The organism is Bartonella sp. B35(2025) (assembly GCF_053794465.1).
In genome coordinates this window covers 83,552-100,801 of record NZ_CP200035.1, presented here as the reverse complement: position 1 = coordinate 100,801, position 17,250 = coordinate 83,552, and the positions used below count along the sequence as shown (strand labels likewise).

12 protein-coding genes and 1 pseudogene are annotated in these 17,250 nt (G+C 35.3%); 2 read left to right on the top strand and 11 right to left on the bottom strand.

All coding sequences use genetic code 11. From position 1 onward, the window contains the following. Positions 1–7 precede the first annotated feature (7 nt). From V4P56_RS00430 to V4P56_RS00390, 9 genes and pseudogenes are all read right to left on the bottom strand, one after another. Positions 8–1,048 (bottom strand): hypothetical protein, encoded by a 1,041-nt coding sequence (locus V4P56_RS00430; protein WP_455482618.1) that lies wholly within the window; start codon positions 1,046–1,048, stop codon positions 8–10. A gap of 54 nt (positions 1,049–1,102) precedes the next feature. After that, a pseudogene (locus V4P56_RS00425) lies at positions 1,103–2,649 on the bottom strand (restriction endonuclease); the annotation flags it as partial. 557 nt (positions 2,650–3,206) lie between these two features. Continuing rightward, a complete protein-coding gene (locus V4P56_RS00420) occupies positions 3,207–3,809 on the bottom strand; it encodes a hypothetical protein (protein WP_455482145.1) in 603 nt (200 codons plus the stop codon). A 256-nt stretch (positions 3,810–4,065) separates the two neighbouring features. Further along, the gene (locus tag V4P56_RS00415; RefSeq protein WP_455482144.1) at positions 4,066–4,302 is read right to left on the bottom strand and encodes a KTSC domain-containing protein; all 237 of its coding nucleotides are present in this window, start codon (positions 4,300–4,302) and stop codon (positions 4,066–4,068) included. Between the two features lie 1,360 nt (positions 4,303–5,662). Continuing rightward, positions 5,663–5,899: a hypothetical protein gene (locus V4P56_RS00410; RefSeq protein WP_455482143.1), complete on the bottom strand. Its 237-nt coding sequence runs from the start codon at positions 5,897–5,899 to the stop codon at positions 5,663–5,665. 814 nt (positions 5,900–6,713) lie between these two features. Next, positions 6,714–7,010, bottom strand: a complete 297-nt coding sequence (locus V4P56_RS00405; protein WP_455482142.1) for a hypothetical protein — start codon at positions 7,008–7,010, stop codon at positions 6,714–6,716. Between the two features lie 874 nt (positions 7,011–7,884). Continuing rightward, positions 7,885–8,535 (bottom strand): DUF3987 domain-containing protein, encoded by a 651-nt coding sequence (locus V4P56_RS00400; RefSeq protein WP_455482141.1) that lies wholly within the window; start codon positions 8,533–8,535, stop codon positions 7,885–7,887. 294 nt (positions 8,536–8,829) lie between these two features. Beyond that, positions 8,830–9,978: an FMN-dependent L-lactate dehydrogenase LldD gene (gene lldD, locus V4P56_RS00395; protein ID WP_455482140.1), complete on the bottom strand. Its 1,149-nt coding sequence runs from the start codon at positions 9,976–9,978 to the stop codon at positions 8,830–8,832. A 977-nt stretch (positions 9,979–10,955) separates the two neighbouring features. Then, positions 10,956–12,044: a 2'-deoxycytidine 5'-triphosphate deaminase gene (locus tag V4P56_RS00390; protein ID WP_455482139.1), complete on the bottom strand. Its 1,089-nt coding sequence runs from the start codon at positions 12,042–12,044 to the stop codon at positions 10,956–10,958. 295 nt (positions 12,045–12,339) lie between these two features. On the opposite strand from V4P56_RS00390, the gene mutL reads away from it, so the two are divergent. Next, complete coding sequence (mutL, locus tag V4P56_RS00385; RefSeq protein ID WP_455482138.1) at positions 12,340–14,184, top strand: DNA mismatch repair endonuclease MutL; 1,845 nt, start codon at positions 12,340–12,342, stop codon at positions 14,182–14,184. A 117-nt stretch (positions 14,185–14,301) separates the two neighbouring features. Further along, positions 14,302–14,538 carry a DUF2093 domain-containing protein gene (locus V4P56_RS00380; protein WP_455482137.1) on the top strand — a complete coding sequence of 79 codons (237 nt, stop codon included), beginning with the start codon at positions 14,302–14,304 and terminating at the stop codon, positions 14,536–14,538. 45 nt (positions 14,539–14,583) lie between these two features. Here V4P56_RS00380 and lpxK read toward each other — a convergent pair whose 3' ends face one another. Beyond that, entirely contained in the window at positions 14,584–15,603 is a 1,020-nt protein-coding gene (gene lpxK / locus V4P56_RS00375) for a tetraacyldisaccharide 4'-kinase (RefSeq protein WP_455482136.1), read from the bottom strand. Beyond that, a complete protein-coding gene (waaA, locus tag V4P56_RS00370) occupies positions 15,596–16,915 on the bottom strand; it encodes a lipid IV(A) 3-deoxy-D-manno-octulosonic acid transferase (protein WP_455482135.1) in 1,320 nt (439 codons plus the stop codon). The genes lpxK and waaA overlap by 8 nt, the downstream gene beginning before the upstream one ends. Positions 16,916–17,250: the final 335 nt, after the last annotated feature.

The following is a 17,250-nucleotide window of genomic DNA, read 5'->3' as shown; positions in this document are numbered from 1 at the left end:
TTCCCGCTTATACTTCTGGGGGGAGTCTTTCCTCAGAGATAATGCCGCTTTGCAACAGCCGTGTAACGAAGGTTCCCGTTCCAACAAAAGGCTCTATGATATGGACATTATCCTCAGCCATACTGCTCTTAAATTCCGTTTTGAAAATATGCTCAACGGAATGCAAAACAAAATCAACAACTGGGATTGGTGTGTACGCAATGCCTAGTCGTTCAGACATTTTTGGGAAAGCACCTTGAAAGAATTTTTCGTAAAACTCCTTAATTAACTCCTGCTTTCCCTCAATATTATCGATCCCTTTTACCCGTTGTCTAACGGAATCATAAAATTTCTGCAAGGTATCACGCTCTTTCTCAAGACCATATTTATCAATCTGTTCGAGGATCTTTTGCATTGCTTGAGAGATCGGGTTTTTTTGAGAAAAATTATCTCCCTCAAACAAAGCATCAAATACAGGCCTTGTCACCAGATGTTGCCCTAACATCTCGATGACCTCCTCCTCACCAAGGCTTTCATTAATATTCTGCCGCATTTCTTTGAGGAATGTATCGAAAGTTGTTCTCTCTTTGACATTTTTCTCATTCTCTAGAATAGCTTTAATCCGATTAACATGGGTTTGTGCAATTTTTTCAATATCCTTGACCCAATCATCCCAATAGCGTTTATTGCCGCATTTTTCGACAATTTTTGCATAGAGAGCCCGTTCAAATTCCTCGCCAAAGAGATCCAGCACACCTTGTCCAACATGGGCAGCAACGCTAGAGATATAAGAATTTTGTCCATGATCTAATCCATCTCTGCAAGCCGCGCTTTTTCTATGGATTGTGTCTGTGACCGCAACAACTTCTATTTTGTCTTGAGCATAATCATTAAATTTAGCTTGATTCAATGTTGCATTAAAACGATCATCATGAGATCGCAAAGCATTCAAAACCTCCCAGACTACTCTATAAGAACTCTCTCTTAACAATTTATCTGGATCATATCCTTCTGGTACAACAACCGGCAAGATGACATATCCGAACTGTTTTCCTTCTGCTTTCCGCATGACACATCCCACGGCTTGAACGATATCTACTTTAGAAGAACGAGGGGTTAGAAAGATTACAGCATCGAGAGCAGGAACATCCACACCTTCGGAAAGACATCGCACATTGGTGAGAATTCTGCAGCAATTTTCATTTGGAGAGATTGGTTCTCTTAACCAATTGAGTAATTTTTCTTTGTCGTGAGCACTCATGGAGCCATCGACATGCTCTACTTCACACTCCATAGAGAGAACAGGATTTATTTTTGCAGCAGGATTATTTTCCAGTAAATCATGTTTTTCTTGTTTTTGATAGACTTCGACTACCCTCTGGAAATGTTTAGCAATAAGCTTTGAGCTGACCTTGTGCGTCTTAGTCTCCTTTTGAGGCTCAATTACTTGACAAAAAGCAACAGCACGGCGCATCGGATGAGAAGAAACAGTTTTCTCTTTAGAGATTCCATATTTTGCAAGAGCTTTCCAACAACCAACAATTTTTGCAGCATCATCGAGTTTGATCGAATTATTCGCATCTGCAAAAACTGACTGTAATGTTCGATTAATATGCCTTTCATCAACAGCTAGAATCATTACTTTATAATCGGACAACAAGCCTAAAGAAACAGCATCAGAGAAAGTCAGGGTGTGTAACGTCTCCCCATACCATGAAGGATCATCCATCGAATACAGTTCAACGTCATCCCTCTTTTTTGCCTTGTCTCCATAGATGCGTGGCGTTGCTGTCATGTAAAGTCGTTTCTTCGCAAGAATATAGTCATTATCGTGGACACGAACAAAATTAGAGTCTTCATCACCGAAATAAGTACACCCTGTTGTCCGATGTGCTTCATCACAAATAACAAGATCAAATTCTGGAAGAGGCTTCTTAGCATGATAGTGAGCCTGACGGATTACATCGATAGATTGATAGGTCGAAAAAATGACAGTCATTGCCTCATCATGATGCTGTGAAAACAACTCTTCCACCAAATCATCAGCACTCGTGGTTGCAGGATAGAAAAGCTCATGAGCCTGATCCACTTTTTTCTTCTTCCCAACAGTTTTATCTGAACAAACGGCAAAACTCGTCAGCGGAATACGCGCCTCTTGGCTCCATTCACGTAACGTCTGATCTAATAAAGCAAGGCTGGGAACCAAAAAGAGAACCCTTTTCCTCTTTCCGGCTAGTCGCTCAGCTATTTTGAGAGATGTAAAAGTCTTCCCTGTTCCACAAGCCATAATTAATTTACCACGATCAGAAACTTTTAATCCCTCGACAACATTATCAACCGCTGTTCTTTGGTGGGGACGAATCTCTTTTTGGGGTGTACGCTTGAGCCTGCCATCTTTAAGATACTGAGACCAATCAATAGAACTCTTCTCTAAATCCTGTAAGGTAATCTTCGTAACAGGAGGATTTTGTTTTTCCAGAGAAGCCTCAGCATTTTTAGACCAAGAAACATCTGTCGTTGTAACAATAATACGGTGCCGGAAATATTCCTTGCCTGACGCTGTAAAAAACTATCAATATCCCCTTTTTGAATGCTGTGATCTTCCCGATAATTCTTACACTGAATCGCATGAAACTGCTCATCACGCTTTGTAACAGCAACAAGATCAATGCCTGTATCTTGTCTCGATTCTATCCCAAGCCTCGCCCCATACTAATCAACCCAATCACTATAAAATAGGACCTTGCTGTAACGATTTTTGTAGCGGGGATCTTTCTGAAAATACTTCACCATGAGTTCCTAAAAAGCTCTCTCCCAATCATGTGGCTTATTTGAACGCTCACGTATTTTTGAAAGTATTTCCCTTAACGCACTCATAATGGCACCCATCTCTTATTTTCAGAATTATAAGAGGTGGGATATACAAAACGAACTTTATTTATTCAAATAAATAACAACTTAATATACAATTATTTTTACAATTTGATAATTTATTAAAGATAAGTTTTTGTTTTATAATGATAAATATCAATAACATAGTTATGTAACATATACAACTTTAGTTATTAATTATGTGTCATAATAATCATTTTGCATTAAAACTCATAACCACTACAAGAGTGCTCAAAAATATTACCACCATGAAAATAAGCAATTATTCTTAGAACGATTTTCAGTTCTGTATTTTTTATTAACCTGACGTGAGTCGATCAAAAAATCTTCTTTGTCTAGCGAATATCTTTTTTGGATTCCGGCATCATTATTTTGTGAACCTCTTTCATATCTAAACAAAAATTAGGATGCTTTCGAGCCCACTCTGGCTTGTGCTGCATATCATAAATCACACGACGTTTTTCATTTTCTACGTTATACCCTAAAGATACCATGTACTTTTCTACAGATTGCATGAGCTCTTGATCTTCTGAAATAATTGCGGTGCTTAGCCAATTAAAATGTAAATCTCTCCAACCAAAATCCCTGCGCAGAACCTTCCCTATATTAGTATTCAATATAGCTTGAGATATTTTGCATGAAAAAAACATTAAATGGCGATCTCTTGAAACATCATAAACTAAAAAATAGCTATTATGACCTCGCGCACTCATATACTCCCTCGCTATTTTTAGCTTCCTTGCATGTTCTCCTGGCGCATATTCCCTCTTTACATATTTTCTGTATACTTTATCATATTCTTCTAAACGTGGATCAGGTGTAGAACCATAAACAAAATAATGTGGAAGAAACTCATTTTCTACCTCTGAAGCACAAGCACTCCTTACGCTCAAACATGACACAAACGCCGTGGTTTGCGATATAATAGCTATAGCCAATAACACGTTTCGTAAGGGAAAATACATTAACTTTATCTCCTGAGCCTTCTTTCAAAGCAGCAATTTCAAAAATTTCTTTTTGATTATTATACAAATTTTCAAAACTCTTATTTAATTATTTTTAAATCCGCACTTAAGTCAAAAATAAATCTCCGTTATTTCGTTTTGAAGTTATAATAAGTTTATTTAATCACAAAAACAGCAAACAATTTTTTTATGGATATATTTCCTTTGATAATGGTATTTTACACATGAGTTAATTAGGTATTCCACCTAGCCGACAATCAAAATTACCCTTAATATTTCGAATATAAAATCTACCTTTTGAAGGTGAAACCAGCCAATTTTCTACGACATAGGAAGGAACTCGACAATAATGATAATAAGTGCTTTTCAAAAGCACCACGACATAATTTTGTTGCGGCTGATAACAAATACGGTGGACAAATGAACTAATTGTAGACTGGCACTGGAAATTATCTAAGTCCACCACCCCGTGGTATTTTACATGCACCGTTTCAGCCGAAGCAGCACTTGAAGCCAAGATGTTTCCTATCAAAATCGTTAAAACAAAAGATATTTTTTTCATATACTTCTCGAAGTAAAATTAAGAACAACTATTCCGTAAGTATTGATTCTTATTTTGAAGCTGATGCTCTAATTACGTGGTGTTAGCACCTTTTCACGAAAATGAGACAACGCCTCCATCAAATCACTTACAAATAGCAAATCCTGTTTATGATAATGAGTCATTCATTATCAAATAATATATTTTTATATAATACTAAATGGATTTATATTCACAATTTTATTTGAATATTTTAAAGCAGCAAAGCGTGAATAATAAGCTTTGTGCATGCCATAATTTTGCAAATTATATTAACTATTATGTATAGTAGTTATGAATTTGATTATAATGATGGAATGATTTTAAGATAGCTCTTTTAATAATTGATAAAATATTTCAATCCTATTTGGAGAGATAACAATGCTTTATTTTTAAGTCATCTCGTAAAAAATAAAGTAAGAAGAACAATAACGCTTCACATCAGTAGCGCCATTGTATTCTGAGTTTCTAGAAATTTAATTCATGGATCTCCTTATCGAGATCATGCAGTAACATCACTTCAATCAATCTAAATTCTGAAAAAAGCTTTTATATAATAAAAAGACATAGATGTTTCTTGTACACATTGAAAACGAAACACATGGTTCTCGATAAAAAACAATTAAAGATATTGTCAATGCTGTGGGTAGACTAGCAAAGCAAAAAAACTTAATTCACGAAAAAAATTCATGACTCAGATATCATGTATTTATTTATAAAAATTCTCTTCTACAGGATTACTTGATTAAATTTCTGCAATGAATTATGTGTAAACTCTGATCGTATTGTTCGATAAAATCTCAACTTTCTTAGTGAAATTGGATTCATAAAAGATTTTGTAGAATTTTGAAATAAGTAAAAAAAATTCACAAAACAACAGTTGAATCTTTGGGTTAATTTATATCATTGTTTTAAGATCAAATATTCACTCAAAATTATAAACAAAACATGAGAATTGAGGATATCTCAAAAAATAATAAAGATTGATGCTGATTTTTTCAGATTAAAGAACGAAACATCATAAAATTATACAATTTGATTTCATGCATCAATAATCTTGTAAAAACATGAAAAATATTTATGATAAGCTTCAAAATCAGTCCCTCTCCTAATTTAATTATTTTTGAAGGTTTTGAGGGTTCTTATTTTAGGTATTTTATAATTTTTTTTTAACCATATCTGAGAATAAAATCGATTTCAGCCTTTGAAAACTTAAGTATAATCCTGTCTCAAAGTTTTATACGCCTCACTGGTCTTTGTGCAGAGGCATTTGTGAAGTAAAGGGGAGAATCTTGATCTCAGTCACAGGTTGAGTCACTACTTTAAAAGCTGCTTCTTTATCCATCTTTTTTGCATCGATTTCCATGGCCTTAGCAAAAAGCGCAGCATAGACTGCTGGATGATCACGAGAAAGCCTTTGGAGCCATTTAAGTGTACCATCCTTCCCATTGCGTTCTAAAGCTTCTAAAACAAGCTTATACATCCCTCGCCTTGTGATGGGAGAACGGTCTCCTTTGGTACGACCAACTGGTTAATAAACCACCATTTCTTCCCAAGCGAAATCCTGATGGTATCGGTCTATGAGACTTATAGCTACTCTCCGCTTCGCAAGACGCGAGAATATCAACAGATTTAGAATTTTTTACCATTTTGTGAGAAGAATTATCTTTGTTCTGATTTAATTGAACACAAGGCAGAGCAACGATATTTTTAGGCATAAGCTATCCGTCAATTAAGGTTAAATTTACGCACTGTTCTGGGGAAAATAACCCCATCCTAGCGTAAAAAAATTATAATCAAATTTTTCTAGAAAAACCAGTATTTGTGTAAGATCTAACACGCAATATTTGCGTGACTTGAAAAAGGTTTGAAAGGGAGATAAACAAAATATTTGATAGAATATCTTAATATGATTATTTACATATGCTCTGAGCTATCAATCCAACAATTACGATACCTAAAAGGGCAAGTACCCCTTGAAAATTCCAAAAATAATAACTGAATCCCAACGCAAGAATAAATGATGCTCCACTACTTAAAATCACCGCAGTTGCTACCCAAGCTATTATTAAACCGATAACAGCAGCAATGATAAACAAAATAATAAAAATAATATTTTCAATGATACCTTATTTCGAGAACAATCCGTTGAAAATCATATTTAAAGTAAGATGTAAAACTATCTAATCAGCTAGTTTTTATTCGATTTTTTGTTTCTCTTCCTCGTAAACTATAAATCCAGACGATGATTACGATCACTATAAAGAGACCAAAAACACTTAAACCCCAGTTTTGGATTAATTTGTAAATACAACATCACTATTATTTGAAAGCACAACACAACCGGAAATCTTAGCATCACCGGAAATTTCAGCATTGTGACTAACAAAAGCATCGCCGTAAACCTTATCATCATTAAAAATCCAAGCACTGCCATCGTGGCTTAAATTGCTGCTTTTTTCTATCCAGCCCCCTATCGCTCCCTTGTCAACATATCTAAAATTTCTGAGAGCTTGAATTTGATACAGTTTGTAATACTTTCCGTTATCATAATGTGTTATTTGTTTACCAGTAAACCTATATTTATCCTGCATAGCTACAACCCTTTAATGCCAAACTTTAGTGAATTGTTTATGATTTTGTAGATTCTAAAACTGAGGGTGATAAGCTGTAAAAATACTTTCAACAGGCCACAAGCACTGCACAATATCCAAATTCATGGAAATCATTTGGTTTTCTTCTCAAATTTACTCATATAAATCTTTTTTACACTCATCAAAAGATATCATTAACTATCGTAATTTATATATAAATTGAATATTACATTAAAACATTATAGAGATTTATATCCACTGATTTTTGATATTTGATTAATTGTATTATTATTCATTACAAGCAATAACATTATGATTTCTTTAAAAGAATAATGCTCAAAAGTCATTTACAAGCTTTTCCTCTTACTTTTATTATTATCATAATAACAATTTTGATTAATATGAAATGACTGCAATCATATTCAGTATCTGTATTTCACCTTAAGAAGGAAAATAGCTCCATTCCTATTGCTGATAGTTTCCTTATTGAAATTGGGTTCATCTTATTTTAGTATGAGGGAAATGGTAAAATTCAATCCCTTATCTTTCCAGCCTTTATCGCTTTTTTCCTTGTATCGGATGGCTCCTCAAAGATTAGAGGTGTTATAAGAGAAAGTGCTCTTCGTAAAGATGAAACAAAATAATTTAAACAAGAATGAAGAGCAGATTTAAATAAAAAGTTTTATAAAAAATTATAAACATGCTTCAAATGATAACCCTCAAAATCCCATTTAGGTATTTTTGAAGGTTTTGAGGGTTCATGTAATAACCAAAAAGAGATTTTTTTCTGCTATCTTAAGCATGAAAGACAAAATAGCATTTGGCTCTTTTAAAACACATCTTTTTGGTAAGAACTTTTCTTAAGGAATAAAATCTACGCTGTATTATCATTATCACACAACATCGGATTCCATTCATAGTATACACTCGGTCGACCATTCATCAAGGTTTTAGTATCTGGCTTTTCGCGAATGATATTGAAATGATACAAAAGCTCCAAAGCATGTTGGACATCCTCATGTTTCACTAAATTGCTCCAGCCTCGCTGGTGAATATCCCACAAAGTAAAAACACAAGGAAGCTTCGTACGACGTTTCAGGATTAATCGTGCATTCTCTTCTATAAACATATTCCCTGATGCATAAAGTCGTTTTGCATGGCTCAACAGATACTTCTCCCATCGCAGAGCCTTCTCAAGGGAGACAACTTCAATTTTAGCACTCCCTCCTGTAACCAACTCAAAAATTAGTGAAAGACTTGCTATAGTCTTTGGTATTTTCAGTATGTGCGATTCCAGAGCAGAAGAGTATATTTCACTCTTCACTTTTTTATGAATGACTTGCATCCATTCACGAAAATAGTCCTGAGTTTTGGAGGAAAAACGCATAATATGGGGGTGTTCCGGAGAACCGAGTGGATTCTCATAAAAAGAACGAAACAGTGCCTCATAGGCTCTCCTTACCTCATTATCTGGTGCTCTATCAACCCATTCCCATTCTCCATGATCATCTGGCCACACCGTCATTTGTAAACGTTAAAGAAGACCGTCATCCCCTTTTTTGGAGAGGGCATTGTAGCACGAAGGGAATAATTCGTGATGGTTGAATCCCTCCAATCATCGATAAAATTGCATACTGAATATGAACAGTCCTGCACCCTATACGATAATAAGTAAATTGCCCATAACCATTAAAAGCATCATAAATTACTAAGGATGCTAAAAAAACAAAGTACCAAAAATTAGATTAAATTGTATTCTTTCTATATTCAATAAAAAATACTCCCTTTTCCGAAAAGAAAGCATGGGAACACTTCTTTATCAAACAAAAGCATCTGCACGTGCTAAATTTTCGTGGGTAATTTCTTTAATTGTGCGTACACCGGTTAATGTCATAGCTACCCGCATTTCATTAGCAAAAAGATCCAAGAGGTGTGCAACACCTTTCTCACCTGCTGCTGCAAGAGCATAAACAAAAGCACGGCCAATCATGACAGCATCTGCACCTTGTGCTATCATGCGTATAACATCAAGACCAGAACGAATACCAGAATCAACTAAAATAGCTAAGTCACCCTTTACAGACTCTGCAATTACTGGCAATGCTCGTGCAGTTGACAATACACCATCAAGTTGGCGCCCGCCATGATTGGAAACAACAATACCATCAGCACCAAATTGTACCGCTTCTCGCGCATCTTGTGGATCAAGAATACCTTTCAAAATCATTTTTCCTTTCCAAAAATCCCGAATCCATTGTAGATCAGACCAACCAATTGATGGATCAAAATTTGCACCAAGCCAACCAATATAGTCTTCCAATACAATCTTTTTTTGGAGATAGGTCGAAACATTTCCAAGATCATGTGGACGCCCCATAACACCAACATCCCAAGCCCAATGTGGATGAAGAACAGCCTGTAAAATACGGCGCAATCCAGCATACGGTCCAGACATCCCTGAATGAGCATCACGATAACGCGCACCAGGAACCGGCATATCAACTGTAAAAACCAATGTACGTACACCAGCTAACCAAGACCGCTCTAAAACATCACGCATAAATCCGCGATCTTTGAGAACATAAAGCTGAAACCAAAATGAACTTCCAACCTCTGCCTGCACTTCAGCAATAGGGCAAACTGAAACCGAGGATAGTGTAAAAGGAATGCCTTTTGCTACTGCTGCACGCGCAGCTTTTACCTCACCACGACGCGCATACATGCCGGTTAAACCAACAGGTGCAAGTACAATCGGTAGACCAAATATTTGATCAAAAAGCTTAATTGAAAGATCAACTTCACCAACCTGCTGCAAAATTCTTTGACGAAGTGCAAGTTTTTGAAGATCCGTACAATTACGCTGCATAGTTTCCTCAGCATAAGCTCCACCATCAATATAGTGAAAAAGAAAAGGGGGAAGACGACGTTTTGCTGCTCTACGGTAATCAAATGTTGAGGAAATAATCATGACGGTACCATTGTTCTTTAATGAAAAGCGAAAATATCATAAAATCAATAAACCCTAACCTGCACGCATCTTTATTAGATGCTCCAAAAGAAGATTCCATTCTGTAGATTCAAGTAAAAGCGATTGCAACTAAAAAAATTAACCAGTAAAAACAATGGCTTTATTTCTCTTTTTTAGATTAAAAAACTAATATTTCCCCACCTTAATCACCAACATACAAATACATACATTGTTAATATGTATCTAGAAGAATTGAAGTGTTCCCTTCATGATTGATTTTCTTTCAAGAAATATTGTTTTAGCCATTTTCTAATTTTTAAAGTTATGCCTTCCTGAAAAAATACCTCATATCACTGTTTGTAAAAGTATACTACCAATTATTAAACCCATACCATCTCCATTAAAACAAAAAAGGTAGATTCAATTAGAGATAACTTATTGAATGTATACATTTATCCTCTTACATCAGTATCCAAAACTTAGCAAATTCCCTGCTCAACAAATTTTAAAGACATATGTTTATGATTCGTGTAGGAAATTTAAAAAAGTCTTAAATATCAGTATGTATTAACATAAAAATTTCTACTTTGATTAAATAATTTTATAGATGCACTATAAATTAATTATATACACTGGAAGTAACCCAATAAACTTATCTAAAGTAACACTTTGGTCAAAAATTTGATATATTAAAAAAATCTATGAACAATGCTAAATTAGATTTTTTTATTTTTTTGAAAAATCCTGTTGCTTCACTGTAATTAAAAACCTATTTATCTGCGCTTTAATGATATTAATATAAGATAAAATTCATAATATTATCCACTGAAATTCTAAGAATAGAGCAAGCGATAGTACCCAACCTTACATATTAATTGGAAAAACACATAAACTGCTATGGTATCATATCCATGAAAAACTGAAGTACACCCCTCAACAGATATACTTTATCAAAATCAAAGCCAATATCCTTAAATTTACTTGAAATGCTTAGACAACTTTAATCCTTGTGCTTGATAGTGTGATCCAGCATCGTTCCCATAAAGTACCAACGGTTGATTAAGCATGTGCTCATATACTAAACGGCCAATAATTTGACCATGCTCCAAAATAAATGGAACTTCATGGCTGCGCACTTCTAAAACGGCTCTTGCTCCTTTTCCACCAGCCTCTATATGCCCAAATCCTGGATCAAAAAAACCTGCATAATGCACTCTAAATTCACCAACTAAAGGATCAAAAGGTATCATTTCAGCTGCATAAAGCGGAGGAACACAGATAGCTTCTCGCGAAGCTAAAATATAAAATTCATCAGGATCAAGAACTAATTCCCTTTGACCATGATCAAAAAGAGGTTCCCAAAAATCTAAAACATGAGCAACAGCACGTTTGTCAATATCAATAACACTTGTATGGTGTTTACCACGATAACCTACAAGCCCATTTTCATCACCTTCTAAATTAATGGAAATCCCAATACCACCATCACTAATATTAGGAAAATCATCCGATATCAACGCTTTTTCTTTATGTAAAGCGTGCAACTCGATTTCATTTAAATAACTTTGTCCTTTACGAAACCGAAGCTGAGACAAATATGAACCGGTACGCACCAAAATTGGGAATGTACGTGGGCTAATTTCAAGATAAAGTGGACCATGATAGCCTGCACAAATTTTATCAAATTCCCGAGCATTATCTGTAATCACACGTGTAAAAATATCTAATCGTCCCGTAGAACTTTTAGGATTAGCAACTGCAGATAAAATTTTTGGTAAAGCCAGATTTTCTAAAAGAGGAACAATATAAACACAACCTGTTTCTAAAACTGCTCCATCCTGCAAATCAAATTCGTGTAATTTTAATTGTTCAAGTTTATCCAAAACTTTTGTATTAGGCCCCGGCATAAAAGAAGCACGTACACGATATGCTTTATCTCCCAAACGAAGATCAAGACTTGCTGGTTGTATCTGATCCGCATCAAAAGGAAACAAAGCCTTAAGAATACCATTATCAATCAAAGCCTGTATATCGTTATCTGACAAAATACCGCTCGCACGCACCATCTATCTTACCTTTTATCTTTTCTTTGTTTCTTTTTTGACTCAGATAATTAATTGATACAAGCTGTTTTAAAGAAATAAAAATTATTCTTTATTGATCTTGCTAATCAATTTGCTATCATAATCAATAATAGGATACCATAAACAATGAAATGGCACTTGATAAAATATTATTTGAAAGTAAATTCAGCTTAAAGGTAATACTTTTCACACTCTCTTATCCTTGAATATTAAACAAATGATGTTATCATCATCTAAAGCTTCTTTATAGTACTCAAAAATTCCGTTAAAATTTATTATGATTATACGCCATCTCAGCGAAAATATTATTAATCAAATTGCCGCTGGTGAAGTTATTGAACGACCAGCAAATGTTGTTAAAGAGCTTGTTGAAAATGCTATTGATGCTAAGGCAACTCGAATTGAGATTGTTACAGCAAATGGTGGAAAAAACTTTATAAAAGTGATCGATAATGGATGCGGTATTCCCAAAGATCAGCTAACGCTAGCAGTGTCTCGCCATTGTACCTCAAAAATTACTGATGATATACATAATATCTGTTTCCTTGGTTTTCGAGGAGAAGCTTTACCCTCTATTGGTTCTGTTGCCAAACTTAAATTAACTTCACGAACACAGTATGCTGACAGTGCTACTGAAATTATCGTCACAGCAGGAAAAATTGTAGGACCAAAACCAGCTGCTGCCAATCCTGGCACTATTGTTGAAGTTCGTGACCTCTTTTTTATTACTCCGGCACGATTAAAATTTATGAAAACTGATAGAGCTGAAACAAATGCCATTACCGATATGATTAAACGAATTGCTATTGCATTTCCCCATATCCGCTTTTCTCTCTCTGGTTCAGATCGAACATCCATGGAATTACCTGCTACAGAAAATAATATGCAAGGACAATTACAACGCATTACACAGATTATGGGAAAGGAATTTGCTCCCAATAGCATCGCGCTTGATGCTGAATGCGAAGGTGTTCGTTTAACTGGATTTACCTGTTTACCATCCTTCAACCGTAGCAATAGTCTTCATCAATTTGCTTATGTTAATGGGCGTCCAGTACGTGATAAATTTCTCTGGGGAGCAATCCGAGGAGCTTATGCTGATGTCATAGCTCGGGACCGTTATCCTATATCTATTATTTTTATTAATTTACCACCTGCTGATGTAGATGTTAACGTACACCCAACCAAAGCCGATATACGATTCCGTGATCCAGGGTTAATTCGCAGTTTAATCATTAGAACAATTCATGAAGCATTGCACCATACTGGTGTCCGTCCCACTTCAAAAAACTCTGAAGCAATGCTAACTGCATTTCAAGCATCACAATCACTGAAAACTTTTAAGAGTACTCACCAGCCTTTTTCTTACGGCTTACAAAATAATCACTTTGCACCAGCAATCACATCAGAAGTTCACAAACCACTAAATATTACACACTCTCTTAATTTAAGAGAAAATAATACTCTTATTATGGAACATTTAGATACACCAAGTGGCGATGTACGTACTGCAAACACTATACCCTCATTGGAGGAATTACATTATCCACTAGGAGCTGCTAGAGCACAAATCCATAAAAACTACATTATCGCTCAAACTAAAGACAGTTTGATAATTGTAGATCAGCATGCTGCGCACGAAAGATTAGTCTATGAAGCACTCAAGAATGCACTTTATTCCAAACCGATTTCTTCACAATTGTTGCTTATCCCTGAAATTGTAGAACTCTCTGAAGAAGATGCAGTGTGCCTTTTAAACCACAAAGATACTTTGCAGAAATTTGGCTTAGGAATAGAATCATTTGGGCTTGGTGCAATCATCGTGCGTGAAACACCATCTATGTTAGGAAACACCAACGTACAAGCACTTATTAAAGATCTTGCAGATGAAGCAGCCGAATATGATACTACAAATAATTTAAAAGCAATGCTTGATTATGTTGCAGCAACTATGGCTTGCCACAGCTCAATAAGATCAGGTCGTCTTTTACATCCTGAAGAAATGAATGCACTATTACGGCAAATAGAAGCAACACCTAATACAGGTACATGTAATCATGGCCGTCCTACTTATATTGAACTTAAATTAGCTGATATAGAACGGCTTTTTGGTAGAAAATAAGCTACCATTTACCATTTAAGGAAAAAAATATTTTTTAATTTATTATCGACTTCATAAAGTATCTTATGGCATTCTGTTTGAATAATCTCTCATACCGATAGAAAGGAAGTATAAGGAATGTTTTTCAACGATGAACGCGAAGCAAAAATTCACTATTCCAGTAATGGATATAAAATTGTGAAATATGGAACCTATACCCTATGTGCTGTTAGCGGACAAAAAATTTCTATAGACGATCTGAAATATTGGAATCATCACCGCCAAGAAGCATATGCTAGCTGTGAAATTTCTTATAACCGCGAACTTGAATGTAATCCGTATCTCAGCCAATTGTTAAAAACACAAAAAAAATAACCAATTGAAAACTATACAGCTCAGTTTTTGCTTTCAAAATTCAAACTAAAGAGGGCATTCTCGTTTTACAAAACGAGCCATAACCTCCTCAAGTATCATACGACAAAAATCTTCTTGAACAAAATCGACTTTAACATCAAATACAACAAGATTTCTTAAGTTTTTTTGTACACTACTTGTTTGTATACGTGTATAATCCTTAGCAGTTGTAGCCAGCCATAAATTTTGATTTTTAGCTTTTTCTGAAAGATTTTTTAAATCCGTATCGGTAAAAAAATAGTGATCTGGATAAGAGTAAGCTTGCACAATATGCCCAGATAGCTCTTTAATTGATTTAAAAAATTTATCTGGGTTACCGATACCTGCAAATGCCAAAAATAACTTTCCTGCAACCTTATCAGACACTAATGGTTTCAGATAAGCACGATATAAAGGCTTTCCAGTACGAGCAACAAGAAAAGCGATATTATCATGAACCTCCGAATGACCAATCAACAAAACACTATCCATTAAAAAAAATTGTGTTTTTAACGATGTACGCAAAGGCCCTGCTGGAAAAACAGCTCCATTCCCAAATCCACGCATTGCATCCACAACAAGCAACGCATAATCCGTATAAAGACGACGACTTTGAAATCCATCATCCATTAAAATAAGATTACACCCTTCTTCCTTAAGCCGTTGTGCAGCAGCATAACGATTGGGCGATATAGCAACAAGAGCATGCCGTGCAAGCAAAAGTGATTCATCGCCAACATCACGGGCATTATCAAATTTTTCATTTACAAGATGTACTCCTTTAACCTTCCCACCATAACCACGTGATACAATGCCAGGTACTAAACCAAGCTCTTTAGCAACTTGAGCAAAAGCAATGACAACAGGCGTTTTTCCTGCACCACCTAATGTAAAATTGCCAACACACAAAACTGGTAGATCAATAACGGGAGGCTGATTTGCCATGCGACAACGTGAAAAATAACCATACACCCAAGAAATTGGCGTTAATAAAAGACTCAAAAAACTTTTACCTCGCCACCAAAAATGTAAGGCATTATTACGCATACCCACTCCGACGTTGACTTAAACTTGTCTGTATCACAAGTGGTTGTAAAAATGGATCAAGAAATTTTAATGTGCGCTCGAGTGCACCCGACATGCCTGTTGCTACTTTATGAGCTCTATCAACCATTTCTTGCCGTAATGTTTCATTTGTTAAAAGCTTATAAACTTGAATAGAAAGTTGCTTTGTATCTTGAACCATACATGCTGCATCATGTACTAGAAATTGCTCAAATATCTCTTGAAAATTTGAGACATTTGGCCCTGTCAAAATAGCTGAACCACATAAAGCTAATTCTAGTGGATTGTGTCCACCATATCCACACAACGACTTACCAATAAAAGTAACTTTCGATAAACGAAGAAAAAGTCCCATCTCTCCAATTGTGTCTCCCCACAAAATATCTGTATTCGCATCTGGAACAGTATTGTTGCTCCTACGAATAAAATGCAACCCCTTATTGCTGCATATCTTTATAAGATTTTCTGAACGTTCAGGATGACGAGGTACAATAATTGTCAATAAATCTGGCAAATAATTTTTAAGAATCTTATGAACCTCAAAAACAATCTGCTCTTCCCCCTCATGAGTTGAAACAGCAGCCCAAACCGGACGATTGCCAATAGCATTACGATAATGTGTGAGCAACGATTGATCTTCAAACAGAAAAACATCGGCCTTGAGATTACCAGAAAGTGCAACAGACTTTACCCCAAGCGTATGATAATACACCACATCTCTTTCATTCTGACCAATAGCCATATCAATATGCTGAAAAATATGTTTGGCAAGAACGTGCCATTTTTTCCAAGCTTTAAAAGAGTATTCAGACATATGAGCATTAACCAAAATCTGTGGAATATGCATTTTAGCAAGTTCTTTAATACGTAAAGGCCAAATTTCTGATTCACAAATCAATGCTAAATCAGGTTTCCAATGACAAATAAAACGACGCACTGCTAAATCTAAATCCAATGGAGCATATTGATGAATTAACCGATTCCCAAAATACTTTTTTACGAAAGAAGAAGATGTCACAGTATCAGTTGTCAATAATACATTGATTTTCAATGATAAAATATAATTAATGAGTGGAACAAGGGCAAGTGTTTCTCCAACACTAGCTGCATGAAACCAAATTAATGGGCTTTGTGGACGTGCTTTATGGCTTTTACCTAAACGCTCTTTTTGACGACCGCGCTCTTCTTTTCCACGTACAGAACGAAAAAATAAATAAAAAGGCACAACAGGACGTAAACAAAAGCCAACCATTCGATAAATTGAAAGAGCTGCACGTGCCTTTAGTTCCACCATTTAAAACCACCTCATTCACCTGTTTTAAGACTTCTGTAAATTTTTTTATTAAATAATTCATTATATCCGTCTTCTTTTAGTAAAACACCATGCCATATTTAGAAGATCAAAAATGCCTCACTCACAAAAACGATAAAATCTCCAAAAGAATGAAAAAATGTAATTGTATTTCGTATTTTTTTAAGAATTTTCTCCTATAGAAATCCATGTGCATAAAGTGTAATAGAGTAAGCAGATAATTTTGCTAACTAAATAATCTCTTCCCCAGTTTTATATATCTTTTTACATAAACCATCCTTAATTGTGGCTGCCTCTTTGCCAACTTTAAAAGCACT

Bases quoted from the DNA above. Each gene is read 5' to 3' on its own strand.
- lldD (WP_455482140.1), bottom strand. From the start codon at position 9,978: ATGATTATTTCCTCAACATTTGATTACCGTAGAGCAGCAAAACGTCGT.
- V4P56_RS00380 (WP_455482137.1), top strand. From the start codon at position 14,302: ATGTTTTTCAACGATGAACGCGAAGCAAAAATTCACTATTCCAGTAAT.
- waaA (WP_455482135.1), bottom strand. From the start codon at position 16,915: ATGGTGGAACTAAAGGCACGTGCAGCTCTTTCAATTTATCGAATGGTT.
- V4P56_RS00405 (WP_455482142.1), bottom strand. From the start codon at position 7,010: ATGCAGGATAAATATAGGTTTACTGGTAAACAAATAACACATTATGAT.
- lpxK (WP_455482136.1), bottom strand. From the start codon at position 15,603: ATGCGTAATAATGCCTTACATTTTTGGTGGCGAGGTAAAAGTTTTTTG.
- V4P56_RS00430 (WP_455482618.1), bottom strand. From the start codon at position 1,048: ATGCGGAAAGCAGAAGGAAAACAGTTCGGATATGTCATCTTGCCGGTT.
- V4P56_RS00410 (WP_455482143.1), bottom strand. From the start codon at position 5,899: ATGTATAAGCTTGTTTTAGAAGCTTTAGAACGCAATGGGAAGGATGGT.
- V4P56_RS00400 (WP_455482141.1), bottom strand. From the start codon at position 8,535: ATGACGGTGTGGCCAGATGATCATGGAGAATGGGAATGGGTTGATAGA.
- V4P56_RS00390 (WP_455482139.1), bottom strand. From the start codon at position 12,044: ATGGTGCGTGCGAGCGGTATTTTGTCAGATAACGATATACAGGCTTTG.
- mutL (WP_455482138.1), top strand. From the start codon at position 12,340: ATGATTATACGCCATCTCAGCGAAAATATTATTAATCAAATTGCCGCT.